We start from the raw sequence: 16,164 nt of genomic DNA, 5'->3' as shown, positions 1-16,164 counted from the left end.
CCCCTCCCATAGAAATCCCAATACCCCCCACACACCTCAGACCCAAGGCAGTCCGCCAAGCCCAGAAATGGAGCGCCTACGGCGCACGCCCCTCCAAGCGCGACCATCTCCGCGATCCCCCTCGCCGCCCCGCACGCCAGCCGCCGGTGAAGACGGCGACGCTGCGCGCCGCCTCTCCCTGATCACGAGCGCTCAAGGTTTCTTCACTGGTTCAAGTCCGCGCCGCTCGCACCCGGCCCGGAGCCCCTCCGCACGCCGGGCATGCGGCCTGGGGGCCGGTCCCGGCGGCGGAAACTCCGGCCGCTCCGCTGCACCGGCCGGCCGCCGCACCGAACGAACCCGCCGCCCCCCGGAGCATTGCCGCCTTCCACGCACAAGACTCCACGGCGGGGCGCGTAACTTCTCCGGAGAAATCAAGATCATTGGGCAGCCGGCCGCAGAATCTCAACGAGATCCATCATCCGTTACAGCGGCGCCGGCCGAACGCCCTCGCGTTCTTCCCTATGGGTGCCACACATTCCATAAGGCCCCACCGCTCTCACCATTGACGGGCGCATGACTTTGTACTCTGCCGAAAGGTCCCTGCCCAAGTTCGTCTTTGCTCGACGCTCCCATAGCGCCCAGCACACCTCACCAATGCGGAAGGCCTCCGACCGGAATGACTCCAACCGAGGTCCCTCACCGGTACTGACATCAATCAGTATCTCAACGGGGTCCAGGCCGATCTGTTGAACGCCACCAACGACACCGGTTCAGACACCCCCAGCTCAGGCGATCGCTCCCCGCCACCATCCACGCGACAAGGAGATTTCACCGGTAGGGGCGATCAATACCCGCGAGCCGAGTACCGGCAATTCACCGTTACGCATCCAGTGATGCCGAATCTCATCGAGCATGTCCCACAAACGTTGTGGCCCGCCCTGATGAACGATCGGAAGATCATCCCACACCGCGCTCGCCCGCGCCCACGACCCATATGGATGGACCATCCACGCAGTCTGCTCGCCATCGTCTCCGGATTCTGCATAGCGGTGCTCGATACCTGGCAGCTCCTAGTAGAGCTTCATGCGCCCAGTCGAGACTTCGGGGCTCGTGGCTGCTTGGCGAGGTGAAACGATGGTGGGCCATGCCTTTGGTAGCACCAAAGACAACGCCGCCGATGTATGGTAAATGATTAGCCATACCCTTCCCGAAACGCTGCCACCTGAGGCGCTAACCGATCTTTCGCGGATTTGCCGTTACATCCAAAATTCCAAGGCAAGGGATACGGCCGAATAATTCACAAACCTTTACTGGCGAGACGGCGCGAGCGGTTCGCGCATTTGCTTGTACGGCAAAATAACCCCGCGAAAGCCACCTATCTCAATTGGGCCTGGCGCGTCTTTGGACATGCACAGCCCTTTGAAGATACCCCGATAATGGATGCGATGGTCTTGAATTTACCGATCAAAGAGGTATCTCGACACGCACGATAAGTGCGATGTGCACATCTCAAACCAACCCCCGGCGGGGGAATCCGGCTCCGGGTAGCGCTTGGCAAAGCCGCTAGGCCTAAGAAACGCCCGAGCCGAAGGCGAGGACCATTTCATGCCGCGACGGCCGACCGCTTCCCGCCCTCGCTGAGGCTTGCGGTCCGCGCCATGGACACCTGGTCCGTCGCCGCGCAAGGCGCCAAGTTCGCCGTACCCGTCCCACCGCTTCGGCGCCGGATGTGTGACCTGACGGCGATGGCGGAATCGGACGGGAAGTGATGTCCCGGCGCGGGAGGGGGATCCGAGGGGCGGGTGGATGGGGTCTGCGGGGAGGGGTTGGGGGTGGGGGCTTTTTTTGTGGTGCGATTTAAGAAGTGAAGTTAGGCGGCGGGAGGCGTTGCGTCGCGGTTTCGGGCGTGTTACCACTGCTTCACGCCAGTGCGCAGCCGGGCAGGGCCGTACGGGCAGGTCTTCACTCATCCCCCCAGATGGAGATCCGCTATGTCCTTCCCAAGATCCAGATTGGCGCTGCCCGTCGCCCTGCTGCTGGCAGGCGTCGGGCTGGGCGTCGTCCAGGCACCGGCCGCGCAGGCCGCCGGCGAGAGTGTGAACATCTACCTCACCACGACCTCCGACGCCGGAGGCCGGACGGTCACCCGAGGGCTCCAGCAGCAGACGCCGGTGGCGTTCGCGGCCACCAGCGCCGCCGCCAACCAGACGATCACCGTCAACGAGAACACCACGTACCAGCAGTTCGAGGGCGGCGGCGCGTCGTTCACCGACACCGCCGCCTGGCTGATGAACAGCAGCGGCGCCCTCAGCGCGAGCACACGCAACTCGGTCATGCAGAAGCTGTTCGACCCGGTCAACGGCATCGGGCTGGGCTTCGTGCGCAACCCGATGGGCTCCTCCGACCTCGCCCGGTCGAACTACTCCTACGACGACACCTGCTGCGACCTCAACGGGTTCTCGATCAACCATGACCTGGCCGACGTCGTCCCGCTGACCAAGCAGGCCAAGGCCCTCAACCCCGCCCTGAAGATCATGGCGTCGCCCTGGAGCTCGCCGGCGTGGATGAAGGACAACGACGCCTGGAGCCAGGGCTGGCTGGAGTCGCAGTACTACGGGATGTACGGGGAGTACTTCGCCCGTTACGTCCAGGCGTACCAGGCCCAGGGCCTGCACATCGACTACGTCTCGCCGCAGAACGAGCCCACCTGCTGCGCCGGGTACCCGTCGATGCAGTGGAACGCCGCCGGACTGCAGTACTTCGTCAAGAGCGCGCTGTTCCCGGCGTTCCGCAACGCGGGGATCACCACCAAGACCCTGGTCAACGACTGGAACTGGGACGCGTACAACACCTGGGCCGCCCCGCTGGTCAACGACGCCGCCATCCGCAACGACCCGCTGTTCGGCGGCATCGCCTGGCACGGGTACGGCGGCGACGTCGCCACCCAGACGACGGTGCACAACCAGTATCCGCAGGTCAACGCGTACATGACCGAGCACTCGGGCGGGAACTGGATCCCGGACCAGCAGACCGAGGACATGAACAACCTGATCGACTACACCCGCAACTGGGACCGTAGCTGGGTCAAGTGGAGCCTCGCCGTCGACCAGACCCAGGGCCCGCACAACGGCGGCTGCAGCACGTGCACCGGCCTGATCACCGTCCACAACGGGGACGCCCGCAGCGGCCAGGTCGACTACACGATCGAGTACTACACCATGGGCCACCTGACCAAGTTCGTGAAGCCCGGCGCGTCCCGCATCGACTCGACCGCGAACTCCTCGGTCAAGAACGTGGCGTGGAAGAACCCGGACGGCTCGAAGGCGCTCATCGCCTACAACACCACCGGCGGCACCCAGTCGGTGAAGGTCAACTGGGGCGGTCAGTCGTTCACCTACAGCCTGCCCACCAAGACCTCGGCCACCTTCACCTGGTCGGGGAGCCAGTCCGGCGGCGGCACCGGCGGCAAGGCCATCACCGGCTACGGCGGCAAGTGCGCCGACGTCGCGGGCGCGAGCAGCGCGAACGGCACCCAGGTCCAGCTCTACACCTGCAACGGCAGCGCCGCCCAGCAGTGGACCGTCGGCACCGACGGCACGGTCAGGTCGCTCGGCAAGTGCCTCGACATCAACGCGGCAAGCACGGCGAACGGCACGAAGGTGCAGATCTACGACTGCAACGGCAGCGCCGCGCAGTCCTGGAGCTTCAACGCGGACGGCACCCTGCGGGCGCTCGGCAAGTGCCTGGACGCGACCGGCCCCAGCTCAGCGGACGGCACACCCCTGCAGATCTGGGACTGCACGGCCGCCGCGAACCAGAAGTGGGCCCTGCAGGCCTGACTCCCGGGGCAACGGGTCTCTTGACTCGCCGTGGTCCGGAGGCGTTAAATGCGGGTCGAGAAATAATAAAGAAACTTTCCTGTCGGACCGGGTCTGCCCGCCCGGTCCGCAGGAAGGCGAGCCCGAGGAGCGCCTCCCCCCACTTCTTCCACCTCTTAGTTGAAGATCTAAACCTCTCGTAGGAAGAGACACCCCCCATGAAACCGGAACACTCCGGCCGTTCCCGCTTCCTGCTGATGCTGGGCACCCTCGTGGCCGCCCTCGCCCTCGTCGTGACCGGCCTGTCCCCCGCCTACGCCGCGACCGGCCAGATCACCGGCTACGGCGGCAAGTGCGTGGACGTCGCCGCCGCCAGCAGCGCCAACGGCACCCAGGTCCAGCTCTACACCTGCAACGGCAGCACCGCGCAGTCGTGGACCGTCGGCACCGACGGCACCGTCCGCGCCCTCGGCAAGTGCCTCGACGTCAACGCCGCCAGCACCGCCAACGGCACGAAGGTGCAGATCTACGACTGCAACGGCAGCGCCGCGCAGTCCTGGTCGGCGAACGCCGACGGCACCCTGCGCGCCCTCGGCAAGTGCCTGGACGCGACCGGCCCCAGCTCGGCCGACGGCACGCCCCTGCAGCTCTGGGACTGCTTCGCCAGCGCCAACCAGAAGTGGACCCTGCCGAGCGGCGGCACCACTCCCCCGCCGCCCACCCCCGGCAAGATGCCGGGCGCGCCCTACCTGTACATGGGCTGGGGCAGCCCGCCCAGCGCGACCTCGGTGATGAGCTCCACCGGCGTCAGGTCCTTCACCATGGCGTTCATCCTGTCCGGCGGCGGCTGCAACCCGATGTGGGACGGTGCCAGGCCGCTGTCCGGCGGCGTCGACGCCCAGACGATCTCCTCCATCAAGGGGGCGGGCGGCAGCGTCCAGGTCTCCTTCGGCGGCTGGTCGGGCAACAAGCTCGGCCCGAACTGCTCCTCGGCCGCGGCCTACGCCGGCGCGGTGCAGTCGGTCATCAACGCGGTCGGCCCGGCCGTGGTCGACTTCGACATCGAGAACACCGACGAGTTCTCCAACTACACCGTTCAGGACCGCATCCTGAACGGCCTGAAGATCGTCAAGCAGAACAACCCGAACGTCAAGATCGCCCTCACCTTCGGCACCAGCACCAGCGGCCCGACCGGTGACGGCATCCGCCTGATCAACCAGTCCAGGGCGCTGAACGTGCCGGTCGACAACTACACGATCATGCCGTTCGACTTCGGCGGCGGCGCGAACATGTACCAGAGCACGGTCAACGCCTCCGAGGGCCTGAAGAACGCGCTCAAGAGCGCGTGGGGCTGGACCGACGCGCAGGCCTACGCGCACATGGGCATCTCCGGCATGAACGGCCTGTCCGACCAGTCGGAAGTGACCTCGGTCGCGACCTGGACCCAGATCCGCGACTGGGCGAACTCCCACGGCCTCGGCCGGCTGGCGTTCTGGTCGGTCAACCGCGACCGCCCCTGCCCCGGTGGCGGCGTGTCCGAGACCTGCAGCGGCGTCTCCCAGAGCAACTGGGACTTCACCCGCATCACGGCCGGATTCTAGGAGCAGGCCTCCATGTCCCTGAGACACCGGATCCTCAGTGGCCTGGCCGCGCTGGGCACCGTCGCCATCTCCCTGGTGGCGGTGCCCGGCGCGGGGGCGTCGGCGAGCGCCCTCGCGGCGCCGCCGACCGGCTGGACCACGGTGGTGAACGTCGGCAGCGGCAAGTGCGTGGACGCGCGGGCCGCCTCGCCGGCCAACGGCACGGCGGTGCAGCAGTACGCGTGCAACGGCACCACGGCGCAGTCGTGGCAGCTCCAGGCCACCAGCGGCGGTTACTACCGCGTCAACAACAACCTCAACGCGGCGCAGTCCTGGGACGTCACCAACGTCTCCACGGCCGACAGCGCGCCGATCCAGCTGTGGTCCTACTCGGGCGGCAACAACCAGCAGTGGCAGCCGGTCGAGGAGGCCGGCGGGTCGTACCATTTCGTCAACCGGAACAGCGGCAAGTGCCTGGACGTGCCCGCGGCCTCGACGGCGGACAGCGTCCAGCTGGCGCAGTACACGTGCAACGGAACGGCGGCCCAGTCCTTCACCATGGGAACCACGACCCCTCCGCCGGGCGGTGGCCCCGACCTCGGCCCGAACGTCAGCGTCTTCGACCCGTCGATGTCGGCCTCGGCCATCCAGAGCAGGCTGAACTCGGTGTTCGGCCAGCAGGAGACCAACCAGTTCGGCGGTAACCGCTTCGCCCTGCTGTTCAAGCCGGGCACCTACAACGTCGACGTCAACGTGGGCTTCTACACGCAGGTGCTGGGTCTCGGCCTGTCGCCCGACAACGTCACCATCAACGGTGGCGTGCACGCCGAGGCCGACTGGTTCCAGGGCAACGCGACCCAGAACTTCTGGCGCAGCGCCGAGAACCTCTCGGTCACCCCGCCCTCGGGCAGCGACAGGTGGGCGGTCTCGCAGGCCGCGCCGTACCGCCGCATGCACGTCCGAGGCAACCTGCAGCTCGACGACGGCGGCTGGTCCAGCGGCGGCTTCATCGCCGACTCCAAGATCGACGGCCAGGTGCGGTCCGGGTCGCAGCAGCAGTGGCTGTCGCGCAACTCCCAGTTCGGCGGCTGGACCGGTTCCAACTGGAACATGGTCTTCGTCGGCGTCGGCGGCGCCCCCGCCACCAGCTTCCCCAACCCGCCGTACACCACGGTGGGCACGACGCCGGTCGTCCGGGAGAAGCCCTTCCTGTACGTCGACCAGGCCGGCGCCTACCAGGTCTTCGTCCCGTCCCTGCGGAGCAACTCGCAGGGCGCCACGTGGACCGGCGGCTCCCCGGCGGGGTCGTCGCTGCCCATCGACCAGTTCTTCATCGCCAAGCCGGGCAACTCGGCCGCCGACATCAACGCGGCGCTCACGGCCGGGAAGAACCTGCTGTTCACCCCGGGCGTGTACCACCTCAACGACACGATCCGGGTGACGCGGGCCAACACCGTGGTCCTCGGGCTCGGCCTGGCCACGCTGGTCCCCGACGGCGGCGTCACCGCGATGACGGTCGCCGACGTCGACGGGGTCAAGGTCGCCGGGCTGCTGTTCGACGCCGGCACCACCAACTCGCCGGTGCTGATGCAGGTCGGGCCCTCGGGCTCCTCGGCGAGCCACGCGGCCAACCCGACCTCGCTGCACGACGTGTTCTTCCGGATCGGCGGAGCCGGCGTCGGCAAGGCGAGCCAGAGCCTGGTGATCAACAGCTCCAACGTCATCGGCGACCACATGTGGCTGTGGCGCGCCGACCACGGCAGCGGCGTCGGGTGGAACTCCAACACCGCGGCCAACGGCCTGGTCGTCAACGGCAACGACGTGACGATGTACGGCCTGTTCGTCGAGCACTACCAGCAGTACCAGACGATCTGGAACGGCAACGGCGGGCGGACGTACTTCTACCAGAACGAGCTGCCGTACGACCCGCCCAACCAGGCCGCCTGGATGAACGGCTCGACCCAGGGCTGGGCCGCGTACAAGGTGGGCAACTCGGTCACCAGCCATGAGGCGTGGGGTCTCGGGAGCTATGCCTACTTCAACGTCAACCCGGGCGTGGTGGAGGCGCACTCCTACGAGGTGCCGAACACCTCGGGCGTGCGGTTCCACAGCATGGTGACGGTGTCGCTGGGCGGCGTCGGGACCATCAGCCACGTCATCAACAACACCGGAGGCCCGTCCAACTCCTCGACCAACGTCGCCAACCTCGTCAGCTACCCCTGATCGGGGCGGCGCCCCGGGCACACCACCCCCCGGGGCGCCGCGGCGTTCCGGGCCGCCCCCGGCCTCTTCGTCAGGCCGGGGGCGGCCTCGTTCTCGTGCCCGGCCGCGGAACGGCGCTCCACACAAAGGCGGCGGGCCGGACGGTACGGCCGTCGGCGGCCGGAACGGGACACCACCCGGGGATGCCTTATTTCACGACCTGATCTAACATGACCCGCAGGCCAGGGGGAGGAAATCATGGTCAGGCCCGAACGAAGAACGGTGCGCGACCTCCGGCGCGGGAACCGCGCCGTCCTGCTGCGCACCCTCTACTTCGCGGGGCCGACCAGCCGCCACGAGCTCAGCGGGATGACGGGGCTGAGCGCGGCCTCGGTCAGCAACGTGGCCGGCGACCTCATCGCCGACAACGTCGTCGTCGAGGCGGGGCTGGTGGAGTCCGACGGCGGGCGCCCCCGGGTGCTGCTGCGCGTCGACCCGAGGTACGGGTACGTGATCGGCGTGGACGTCGGCGAGACCCACGTGCACGTCGGCCTGTTCAACCTGGACATGGACGAGCAGGCCAAGGCCGAGTTCACGCTGCGCCCGGCGCAGCACGACGTCGACCTGGTCGTGCGGCACATCCTGTCCGGCATCGACGCGGTCATGGCGGCGAGCGGCGTCGACCCCGCCCGCGTCCTCGGCGTCGGGCTCGGCGTCCCCGGCATCGTCGAGAGCGGGCCGGACGCGCTGATCCACGCCCAGACGTTCGGCTGGGACGCGGTCCCGCTGGGCGCGCTCCTGCGTGCGGGCACCTCGCTGCCGCTGTACGTCGACAACGGCGCCAAGACCATGGGCCAGGCCGAGCTGTGGTTCGGGTCGGGCCGGGGGTCGCGGCACGCGATCGTCGTGCTCCTCGGTTCGGGGGTCGGGGCCAGCATCATCACCGACGGCCTCACCTACCGTGGCGTCAACAGCAGCGCCGGCGAGTGGGGCCACACGAAGATCGCGGTGGGCGGACGGGAATGCCGGTGCGGGGCGCGCGGCTGCCTGGAGGCCTACATCGGGGCCGAGAGCATACTGGAACGTGCCGGTCTGTCGGCCGAGATGGCCCGTGAGCAGGCCACATTGGCCGACCTGGTGAAGTCGGGGGGCCCGGTCATCGACGAGACGATCGACTACCTCGGCGCGGGCCTGGCCAACCTCATCAACCTGTTCAACCCCGAACGGATCGTCATCGGCGGCTGGGCCGGGCTGCTGCTGGGCCAGCACGAGCTGGTGAAGATCAAGAAGGCGGTCGCGCTGAACTCCCTGACCCAGCCGTTCGAGACCGCCTCGATCGTGCTCGGCCGGCTCGGGCCGGACGCGGTCGCCCTGGGCGCCGCGACCCTGGTCGTGGAGGAGTTCCTCCTCGGCAACGCCTTCTCCTCCTCCGAGCAGCCCGCCGCGATCTGACCGGCGGGTCGGCCCCGGGCCCGCGGGTCAGCCCCGGCCGGTGGGGATGCGGGTGAGGATGGCGGTGCCGCCGCCGTGCGGGCTGACGATGTCGATGGTGCCGCCGAGCGCCTCGACGCGGTCCTTGAGCCCGATGAGGCCCGAGCCGTGCCCGGCGTCGCTCCCGCCGATCCCATCGTCGCGGATCGACAGGGTGACATTCTCCTCGTCCATGTCGAGCTCGACGTCCACCACCGAGGCGTGCGCGTGCTTGGCGACGTTGGTCAGCGCCTCGGACACGGTGAAGTACACGGCCGCCTCGACCCGTTCCGCCAGGCGCCGTACGCCGTGCATGGTCAGCTCGACCGGCACCCCGGAGCGGCGGGCGAGCGACCTGAGCGCCGGTTCCAGGCCGCCCATCGACAGGATCGCCGGGTGCAGGCCCCGCGCGATCTCCCGCAGGTTGGCCATGATGTCCGCCAGGCCCGCGAGGGCGTGGTCCAGCCGGTCCTTGAGGTCGGTGGCGCCGGAGGGGGCGGCGATGGCGGCCCGGCGCAGTTCGAGGCCGAGCGAGACCAGGTGCTGCTGGGTCCCGTCGTGCAGGTCGCGCTCGATGCGGCGGCGGGTGTCGTCGATGGCCGCGACGACGCGGGCGCGGGAGGCGGCGAGCTGGGCCAGGTTCTCGGCGTTGGCGATCGCCGTGGCGGCCAGGGCGGTGAAGTCCTGCATGCGGACCTCCGCGTCGGAGGGGGGCGTCGTGGAGCAGAAGGCGATCACGGCGCCCCACTGGCGTCCCTCGACCACGATCGGGCAGCCGACGGCGGAGGTGAGGCCCTGGTGCAGCCCCCAGTCGGTGAAGCCGCCGACGACGCCGGGGCCGAGGGTGGCCCGGCAGGGCCGCCCCGTACGCGACACCAGGTCGGCGGTGGTGCCCTCCCCGATCGTCCAGCGCGAGCCGAGGCGCATCACCGCGTTGACCTGGCCATCGCTCCAGGACCCTGCCACCGTCATGTGGCGGTCGGTCTCGAAGCGGGTCACCACGACGTACACGGCGTCGACGATCCGGCCCATCTCGGTGGCGATGGCGTAGAAGAGCTCGTTCGGCGAGACCCCTCGGGCGACGAGCGTCGCGACGCGCCGCAGCGCGGCCTGGCGGTCCGCGACCTGGCGGAGCTTGGCGTGGCTGGCCTCCAGGGCGTTCCCGATGAGCTCCCGCTCGTGCGCGGCGGCCAGCAACGCCTCCAGGCCGGGCACGGTGCGGCGGCGCAGGCGGCGCATCGTCCTCACGGGCATGCCCTGCGGGACGATGAGTGCGCCGAGGACCTCGTCGCCCATCCGCAGCGGGAACTCGATCTCGTCCTCGCCGGGCCGGCCCGGCCCGCACCGGATCGTGGCGTACGGCAGGTCGAGGGCGCGCGCCAGGCGTTCGGCGGCCTTCGGCAGCGCCGAGCCCACGTCCCGGGCGCAGAGCAGGAGGCGGGCCTGCTCGGCGGCCAGGTCGGCCTCGGTCCTGCGTTCGAAGACCTCCAGCGTCGCCGAGCGGGCCAGCCCCGCCATGGAACTGGCCAGGAGGGCGACGATGACGAAGGTCGGCAGCACCACCAGCTCCGTGCTGTCGTTCATGGTCCGCAGGAAGAAGTAGTGGAAGGCGAAGGTGCTCGCGACCCCGGTCGCCAGGGCCAGCGGAAGGCCCCACACGGTCGCGATCAGCAGGACGCCGAGCAGGTAGATCACGCCGAGCGAGGGGGCGGGCGCGACATGCATGATCACGTAGTTCAGGGCCGTCTCCAGCAGGACGCACGAGACGCCGACCACGATTCCCAGCCAGAGCGGGGGCCGCGTCGTACGCATAAGAGGCCAAAGCATGTCCACGCGCACGGCGCCAGTTTACTCGCGCCACCTCCGGGCCTGTGGGGTGCCCACCGGACGTTCATGCAGGTCAATGGGGGTTTCGAGGTGATTTCTTGACAGAGGGCCGGGACGGGGGCCCGGCCCCCGGGCATACGCTGGGCGGGATGGCGCCGGTGTTCCGAGGGCATCGAGGATGACGAGGTGATGGAGCGACAGAACACGCGGATCGCGCTCGCGGAGGACGACGTCCTGCTCCGCGAGGGGATCGCGAGCCTGCTCGGCGCCTCGGGGTACGAGATCGTCTGCCTGGCCGGCGACGCCGGGGAGCTGCTGGAGTCGGTCCGCCAGGACACGCCCGACATCGTGATCATCGACATCCGGATGCCGCCGACCTGCACCACCGAGGGCCTGGACGCGGCGCGCGAGATCCGCGAGGAGTTCCCCGACGCGGGAATCCTGCTGCTGTCGGCGCACGTCGAGGTCGATCACGCGATGGGGTTGCTCGCGACGGGCCACCGGGTCGGCTACCTGCTCAAGGACCGTGTGACCAGCGTGGACGGCTTCGTCGAGGCGATCGAGCGCATCCGCGCCGGGGACTCGGTGGTGGACCCGGTCCTGGTGCGGGAGCTGTTCGCCGCGCGGCGCAGGGAGGACCCGCTGGAGCTGCTGACCCCCCGCGAGCGCGAGGTGCTCGCGCTCATGGCGGAGGGGCGGTCCAACGCCGGGATCGCGCACAAGCTCTGGATCACCGAGGGCACCGTCGAGAAGCACGTCCGGGGGATCATGTCGCGGATGCGGCTGCCCGAGACCGAGGACGACCATCGGCGGGTGCTGGCGGTCCTCACCTTCCTGGAGTCCCGCTGACCTCGGGTGCGCCCCAGGCCGGGTAAGCCCTGGGTCAGGTGAACCCCAGGTCAGGTTTGTCCCGGACCGGGTGACCCAGGTCAGGCGAGCTCAGGCCCCCTCGGTGGGGCAATGGCCTCCCGAGGCGAGCACCGCGCGGATCGCGCTGCCCGAAAGGCCGTACTTCGGGAGGAAGGCGACGGCAGGGCTCCCGGCGATCACCTCAAGGACGTCCCGCTCCGCGTACGTCGAGATGAGGATGACGGCCGACCGGAAGCCGCGTCCGGCCTCCACGAGCCGGCGCGCCAGGTCGAACCCGCGCATGCCGCCCAAGCTGAAGTCGACCAGGGTGACGTCCGGCCGGGACTCCTCGAAGACCCGGAGGGCGTCGGTGACCGTGGAGGCCATGCCCACGATGGTGATCTCCTCGCGCTCGAGCAGATCGCGCGCGGCATGGAGGAACTGGACGTTGTCGTCGACGATCAGACACTGGACTGCCACCCCTCAAGGATTCCAGCGGGCCCCCACCCCGGGCATTGCCGCTAGCTGGTATCTCGGGGTGCCGCTGGCACCGAGACGGCTTGGGGGCTGTCCGCGATGACCTCGGAGGCCCGGCGCGGCATCGTGGAGGTCAGGCGCGGTTCGTTCACCGCACGCGCCGCACGCCGGAGACAGCGGCAGGGAACATCTCGGAGCGGTGGGGACCGAAGGTGGGAGTCATGTGCGAAGTTCCAGCCCAGGAAAGCGGTTTCACCTGCCAAGCCCAGAGTGACATGGCCGGCGACACGGCGGGCCGGCTGGAGCGGATGCTCGAGCAGCAGCGGCAGTTCATCACCGACGCCTCGCACGAGCTGTGCACCCCGGTGGCCGGGTTGCGCGCGCAGCTTGAGGAGGCCCAGCTCCACCCTGAGCAGACCGACCTGATCAGCCTGCTGGGCTCCGCGCTCAGGGATGTGAACCGGCTGCAGGAGATCGTCGCCGACCTGCTCCTGCTGGCCCGGCTGAAGGCCGGGATGCCCGCCGAGCGGGAGCCGGTGGACCTGGGGGAACTGGTCCAGGCGCAGCTCTGCGCCCAGACCTACCACCGGGAGGTGCGGCTGCGGCTCGACCCCCAGGTGATCGTGGAGGCCGTGCGGCCCCACATCGCCCGGGTGATCAGCAGCCTGGTCGACAATGCCCTCCGGTGGGCGACGAGCACGGTGCGGATCCAGGTGCGGCTCGACGACCGCAGCGCCGAGCTGATCGTGACCGACGACGGCGAGGGCATCGTCGAGGCGGACCGGGAGCGGGTGTTCGAGCCGTTCACCCGGCTGGACAGCGCCCGCAGCCGTGACCGGGGCGGCTCGGGTCTCGGCCTGGCCATCGCCCGCGACATCGCCCTGTACCACGACGGGACCCTGCGGGTGGAGTCCTCGTGCTGCGGAGGCGCCCGCTTCGTCCTGCGCCTCCCCCTGCTCGAGTCACGCGCCCTGCCGGAGCCCGAGCCGGCCTGAACCGTCCTGGACCGCCTGACCCGGCGATTCACGACCGATCTTTGAAAAACTTTCCGGAACTTTCTGCAAACTATTGCCCAGCGTCGCGCTTGTGAGTAACTTCCGGGCAACGCACCAGAAACACGAGCCGTGGAGGCGACGGCCTCCTCTGAGTGCCCGCCGGAGGGCGGGCGTCAAGTCCCGGACATACGCGCGGACGGCCTCGCGGGCAGGTCCGGGGAAGAAGGCCGGGCCGGGTGTTGGAGCACCCGGCCCGGCCGGCGGGATCCCGTCCACACGAGTCCGGAGAGCCCACTCGATGCGATCCTACAAATCCATCCTCGCCGCCGCGACGTGCGTCGTCGCGACCCTGCTGATCCCGATCCATCCCGTACAGGCGGCGACCAGCGCGACCGTCTACTACAAGACCGGCTGGACCACGACCAACATCCACTACGGGATCGCCGGCACCTGGACCCCGGTGCCGGGCGTGCCCATGGACCCCCTCTGCGCCGGCTGGGTCACCAGGACCGTCGACCTCGGCGGCGCGGCCACCTTCCAGGTGACCTTCAACAACGGTTCCGGCACCTGGGACAACAACCACGGCGCCGACTACACGATCGGCACCGGCAGAACGACCGTCAAGGACGGCGTGGTGACCGCGAACGCCGCCGAGCCGTGCGTGGCCGAACCCCCCGACACCGCGCCCCCGTCGGTGCCGGCGGGACTTCAGGCCACCGCCTCGGGGATCACCGCCTCGCTGACCTGGGCGGCCTCCTCCGACAACGTCGGCGTGACCGGCTACGAAATCAGCCGGACCAAGGGCTCCGCCGCCCCCGTGGTGCTCGCGGCCGGCGGGACCGCCTACAACGACGCCCGCCTCGACCCCCGGACCGCCTACACCTACCGGGTCAGGGCGCTCGACGCGGCGGGCAACGCCTCCGCGTACGGCGCCGCGGTCTCGGTGACGACCGGCGACGCCCCGCCCGCCCCGGCGCCGGGCGCGCCGCTGGGCGGCGACCCGCGTGAGGACTCGATCTACTTCGTGATGACCGCGCGGTTCGACGACGGCGACCCGGCCAACAACCGGGGCGGCAGCCAGCACATCCGGTCCGGCAACGCGGCGAACAACGACCCAATGTTCCGCGGCGACTTCAAGGGCCTGATCGACAAGCTCGACTACGTCAAGGCGCTGGGCTTCTCGGCGATCTGGATCACCCCGGTGGTACTCAACCGGTCCGACTACGACTTCCACGGGTACCACGGCTGGGACTTCTACCGCGTCGACACCCGCCTGGAGACGCCCGGCGCCACCTACCAGGACCTGATCAACAAGGCGCACGCCAAGGGCGTCAAGATCTACCAGGACGTGGTGTACAACCACAGCTCCCGCTGGGGCGCCAAGGGCCTGTTCACCCCCACCGTGTACGGCGTGCGCGACGACCAGTGGCGGTGGATGTACAGCAAGAAGGAGGCCGGGCGCGAGTACGACCCGATGGTGGAGAACCAGGGTGACGACCCCGAGCTGACCCCCGCGCAGCGGGAGATGGCCAAGGGCCGCCCCTACAACGGCGACCTGTGGTCCACGACCGCCCCGGCCGGCAACACCTGCCGCGACTGGGGCAGGCCCACCCAGTACCGCAGCCCCGAGGGCTACACGATCTACGACTGCCAGTGGCCGAGCCCGACCTCCGGCATGTTCCCCGCGGCGTCGTACCACCAGTGCTGGATCGGCAACTGGGAGGGCGCGGACTCCAAGAGCTGCTGGCTGCACGAGGACCTGGCCGACCTGAACACCGAGAACGCCGCGGTGCAGGACTACCTGATCGGCGCCTACGACCGGTTCATCGACATGGGCGTCGACGGCTTCCGCGTCGACACCGCCGTGCACGTCTCGCGCCTGATGTGGAACCGGCACTTCCTGCCCGCGCTGCAACGGCACGCGGTGGAGAAGTACGGGGACAAAAGCAGGGACTTCTACGTGTTCGGCGAGGTCGCGGCCTTCGTCAACGACAAGTGGAACCACGGCTCGGTCAACCACTCGGCGCAGTTCTACACCTGGAAGGAGCGCAGGGAGTTCGACCCCGACGACGCCAAGGCGGTGGTGGAGCAGTTCGACTACGAGAACCTGCTCGGGCCCGCGGGCCAGCCGACCACCGACAACGCGTTCCTGCGGGGCAACGCCTACCACGCGCCCGACCACTCGAAGTTCTCCGGCATGAACGTCATCGACATGCGGATGCACCAGAACTTCGGGGACGCCGGCAACGCGTTCCGCAACGGCAAGGACTCCGACGACAGCTACAACGACGCCACGTACAACACCGTCTACGTCGACTCCCACGACTTCGGGCCGAACAAGTCGAGTGTGCGGTACACGGGCGGGACCGACGCCTGGGCGGAGAACATGAGCCTGATGTGGACCTTCCGCGGCATCCCCACGCTGTACTACGGGTCGGAGATCGAGTTCCAGAAGGGCAGGCCGATCGACTGCGGGCCCACCTGCCCGCTGGCGACCACCGGCCGCGCCTACTACGGCGACCGGATCGCGGGCACCGTGACCGCGAGCGACTTCGGCGTGGTCTCCTCGGCGAGCGGCGCCGTCGCCGAGACGCTGAGCCGGCCGCTGGTCAAGCACGTGCAGCGGCTCAACCAGATCCGCCGGGCGATCCCGGCGCTCCAGAAGGGCCAGTACTCCACCGAGGGCGTCACCGGCGGCATGGCCTACAAGCGCCGGTTCACCGGCGGGAACGTGGACAGCTTCGTGCTGGTCACGGTCACGGACGGCGCCACGTTCACCGGGATCCCGAACGGCACCTACACCGACGCCGTCACCGGTGACGTCAGGACCGTCACCGGCGGCACCCTGTCGATCGGCCTGAGCGGCAAGGGGAACATGCGGGCCTACGTCCTGGACCTGCCCGGAAACCCGGCGCCGGGCAAGATCGGCATCGCGGGTCCGTACCTGAAGTGAGGGAAACGCCC

9 protein-coding genes are annotated in these 16,164 nt (G+C 69.2%); 7 read left to right on the top strand and 2 right to left on the bottom strand.

Features of this window, described 5'->3' with window-relative positions; all coding sequences use genetic code 11:
• Positions 1-1,973: 1,973 nt before the first annotated feature.
• From NYZ98_RS28550 to NYZ98_RS28535, 4 genes are all read left to right on the top strand, one after another.
• Positions 1,974-3,821: a ricin-type beta-trefoil lectin domain protein gene (locus NYZ98_RS28550; protein WP_262846653.1), complete on the top strand. Its 1,848-nt coding sequence runs from the start codon at positions 1,974-1,976 to the stop codon at positions 3,819-3,821.
• A gap of 197 nt (positions 3,822-4,018) precedes the next feature.
• Positions 4,019-5,401 carry a ricin-type beta-trefoil lectin domain protein gene (locus NYZ98_RS28545; RefSeq protein ID WP_262846652.1) on the top strand — a complete coding sequence of 461 codons (1,383 nt, stop codon included), beginning with the start codon at positions 4,019-4,021 and terminating at the stop codon, positions 5,399-5,401.
• 12 nt (positions 5,402-5,413) lie between these two features.
• Positions 5,414-7,603 carry an RICIN domain-containing protein gene (locus NYZ98_RS28540; RefSeq protein ID WP_262846651.1) on the top strand — a complete coding sequence of 730 codons (2,190 nt, stop codon included), beginning with the start codon at positions 5,414-5,416 and terminating at the stop codon, positions 7,601-7,603.
• 237 nt (positions 7,604-7,840) lie between these two features.
• On the top strand, positions 7,841-9,034 hold the full coding sequence (locus tag NYZ98_RS28535) for an ROK family protein (protein WP_262846650.1): 1,194 nt from the start codon (positions 7,841-7,843) through the stop codon (positions 9,032-9,034).
• 27 nt (positions 9,035-9,061) lie between these two features.
• On the opposite strand, the gene NYZ98_RS28530 is transcribed toward NYZ98_RS28535, so the two are convergent.
• A complete protein-coding gene (locus NYZ98_RS28530) occupies positions 9,062-10,864 on the bottom strand; it encodes an ATP-binding protein (RefSeq protein ID WP_262846649.1) in 1,803 nt (600 codons plus the stop codon).
• A 204-nt stretch (positions 10,865-11,068) separates the two neighbouring features.
• On the opposite strand from NYZ98_RS28530, the gene NYZ98_RS28525 reads away from it, so the two are divergent.
• Positions 11,069-11,728: a response regulator gene (locus NYZ98_RS28525; protein ID WP_262846654.1), complete on the top strand. Its 660-nt coding sequence runs from the start codon at positions 11,069-11,071 to the stop codon at positions 11,726-11,728.
• Between the two features lie 90 nt (positions 11,729-11,818).
• Here NYZ98_RS28525 and NYZ98_RS28520 read toward each other — a convergent pair whose 3' ends face one another.
• The gene (locus NYZ98_RS28520; RefSeq protein WP_262846648.1) at positions 11,819-12,208 is read right to left on the bottom strand and encodes a response regulator; all 390 of its coding nucleotides are present in this window, start codon (positions 12,206-12,208) and stop codon (positions 11,819-11,821) included.
• A 218-nt stretch (positions 12,209-12,426) separates the two neighbouring features.
• Here NYZ98_RS28520 and NYZ98_RS28515 point away from each other — a divergent pair, with 218 nt between their 5' ends.
• Both NYZ98_RS28515 and NYZ98_RS28510 read left to right on the top strand, forming a co-directional pair.
• The gene (locus tag NYZ98_RS28515; RefSeq protein ID WP_262846647.1) at positions 12,427-13,200 is read left to right on the top strand and encodes a sensor histidine kinase; all 774 of its coding nucleotides are present in this window, start codon (positions 12,427-12,429) and stop codon (positions 13,198-13,200) included.
• Positions 13,201-13,498: 298 nt separating this feature from the next.
• Entirely contained in the window at positions 13,499-16,153 is a 2,655-nt protein-coding gene (locus NYZ98_RS28510) for an alpha-amylase family glycosyl hydrolase (protein WP_262846646.1), read from the top strand.
• The last annotated feature ends 11 nt before the right edge of the window (positions 16,154-16,164 follow it).

The sequence above is a fragment of the Sphaerisporangium corydalis genome (assembly GCF_025506355.1).
Taxonomy (GTDB): Bacteria; Actinomycetota; Actinomycetes; order Streptosporangiales; family Streptosporangiaceae; genus Sphaerisporangium; species Sphaerisporangium corydalis.
This window is presented reverse-complemented; position numbering and strand designations above follow the sequence as displayed.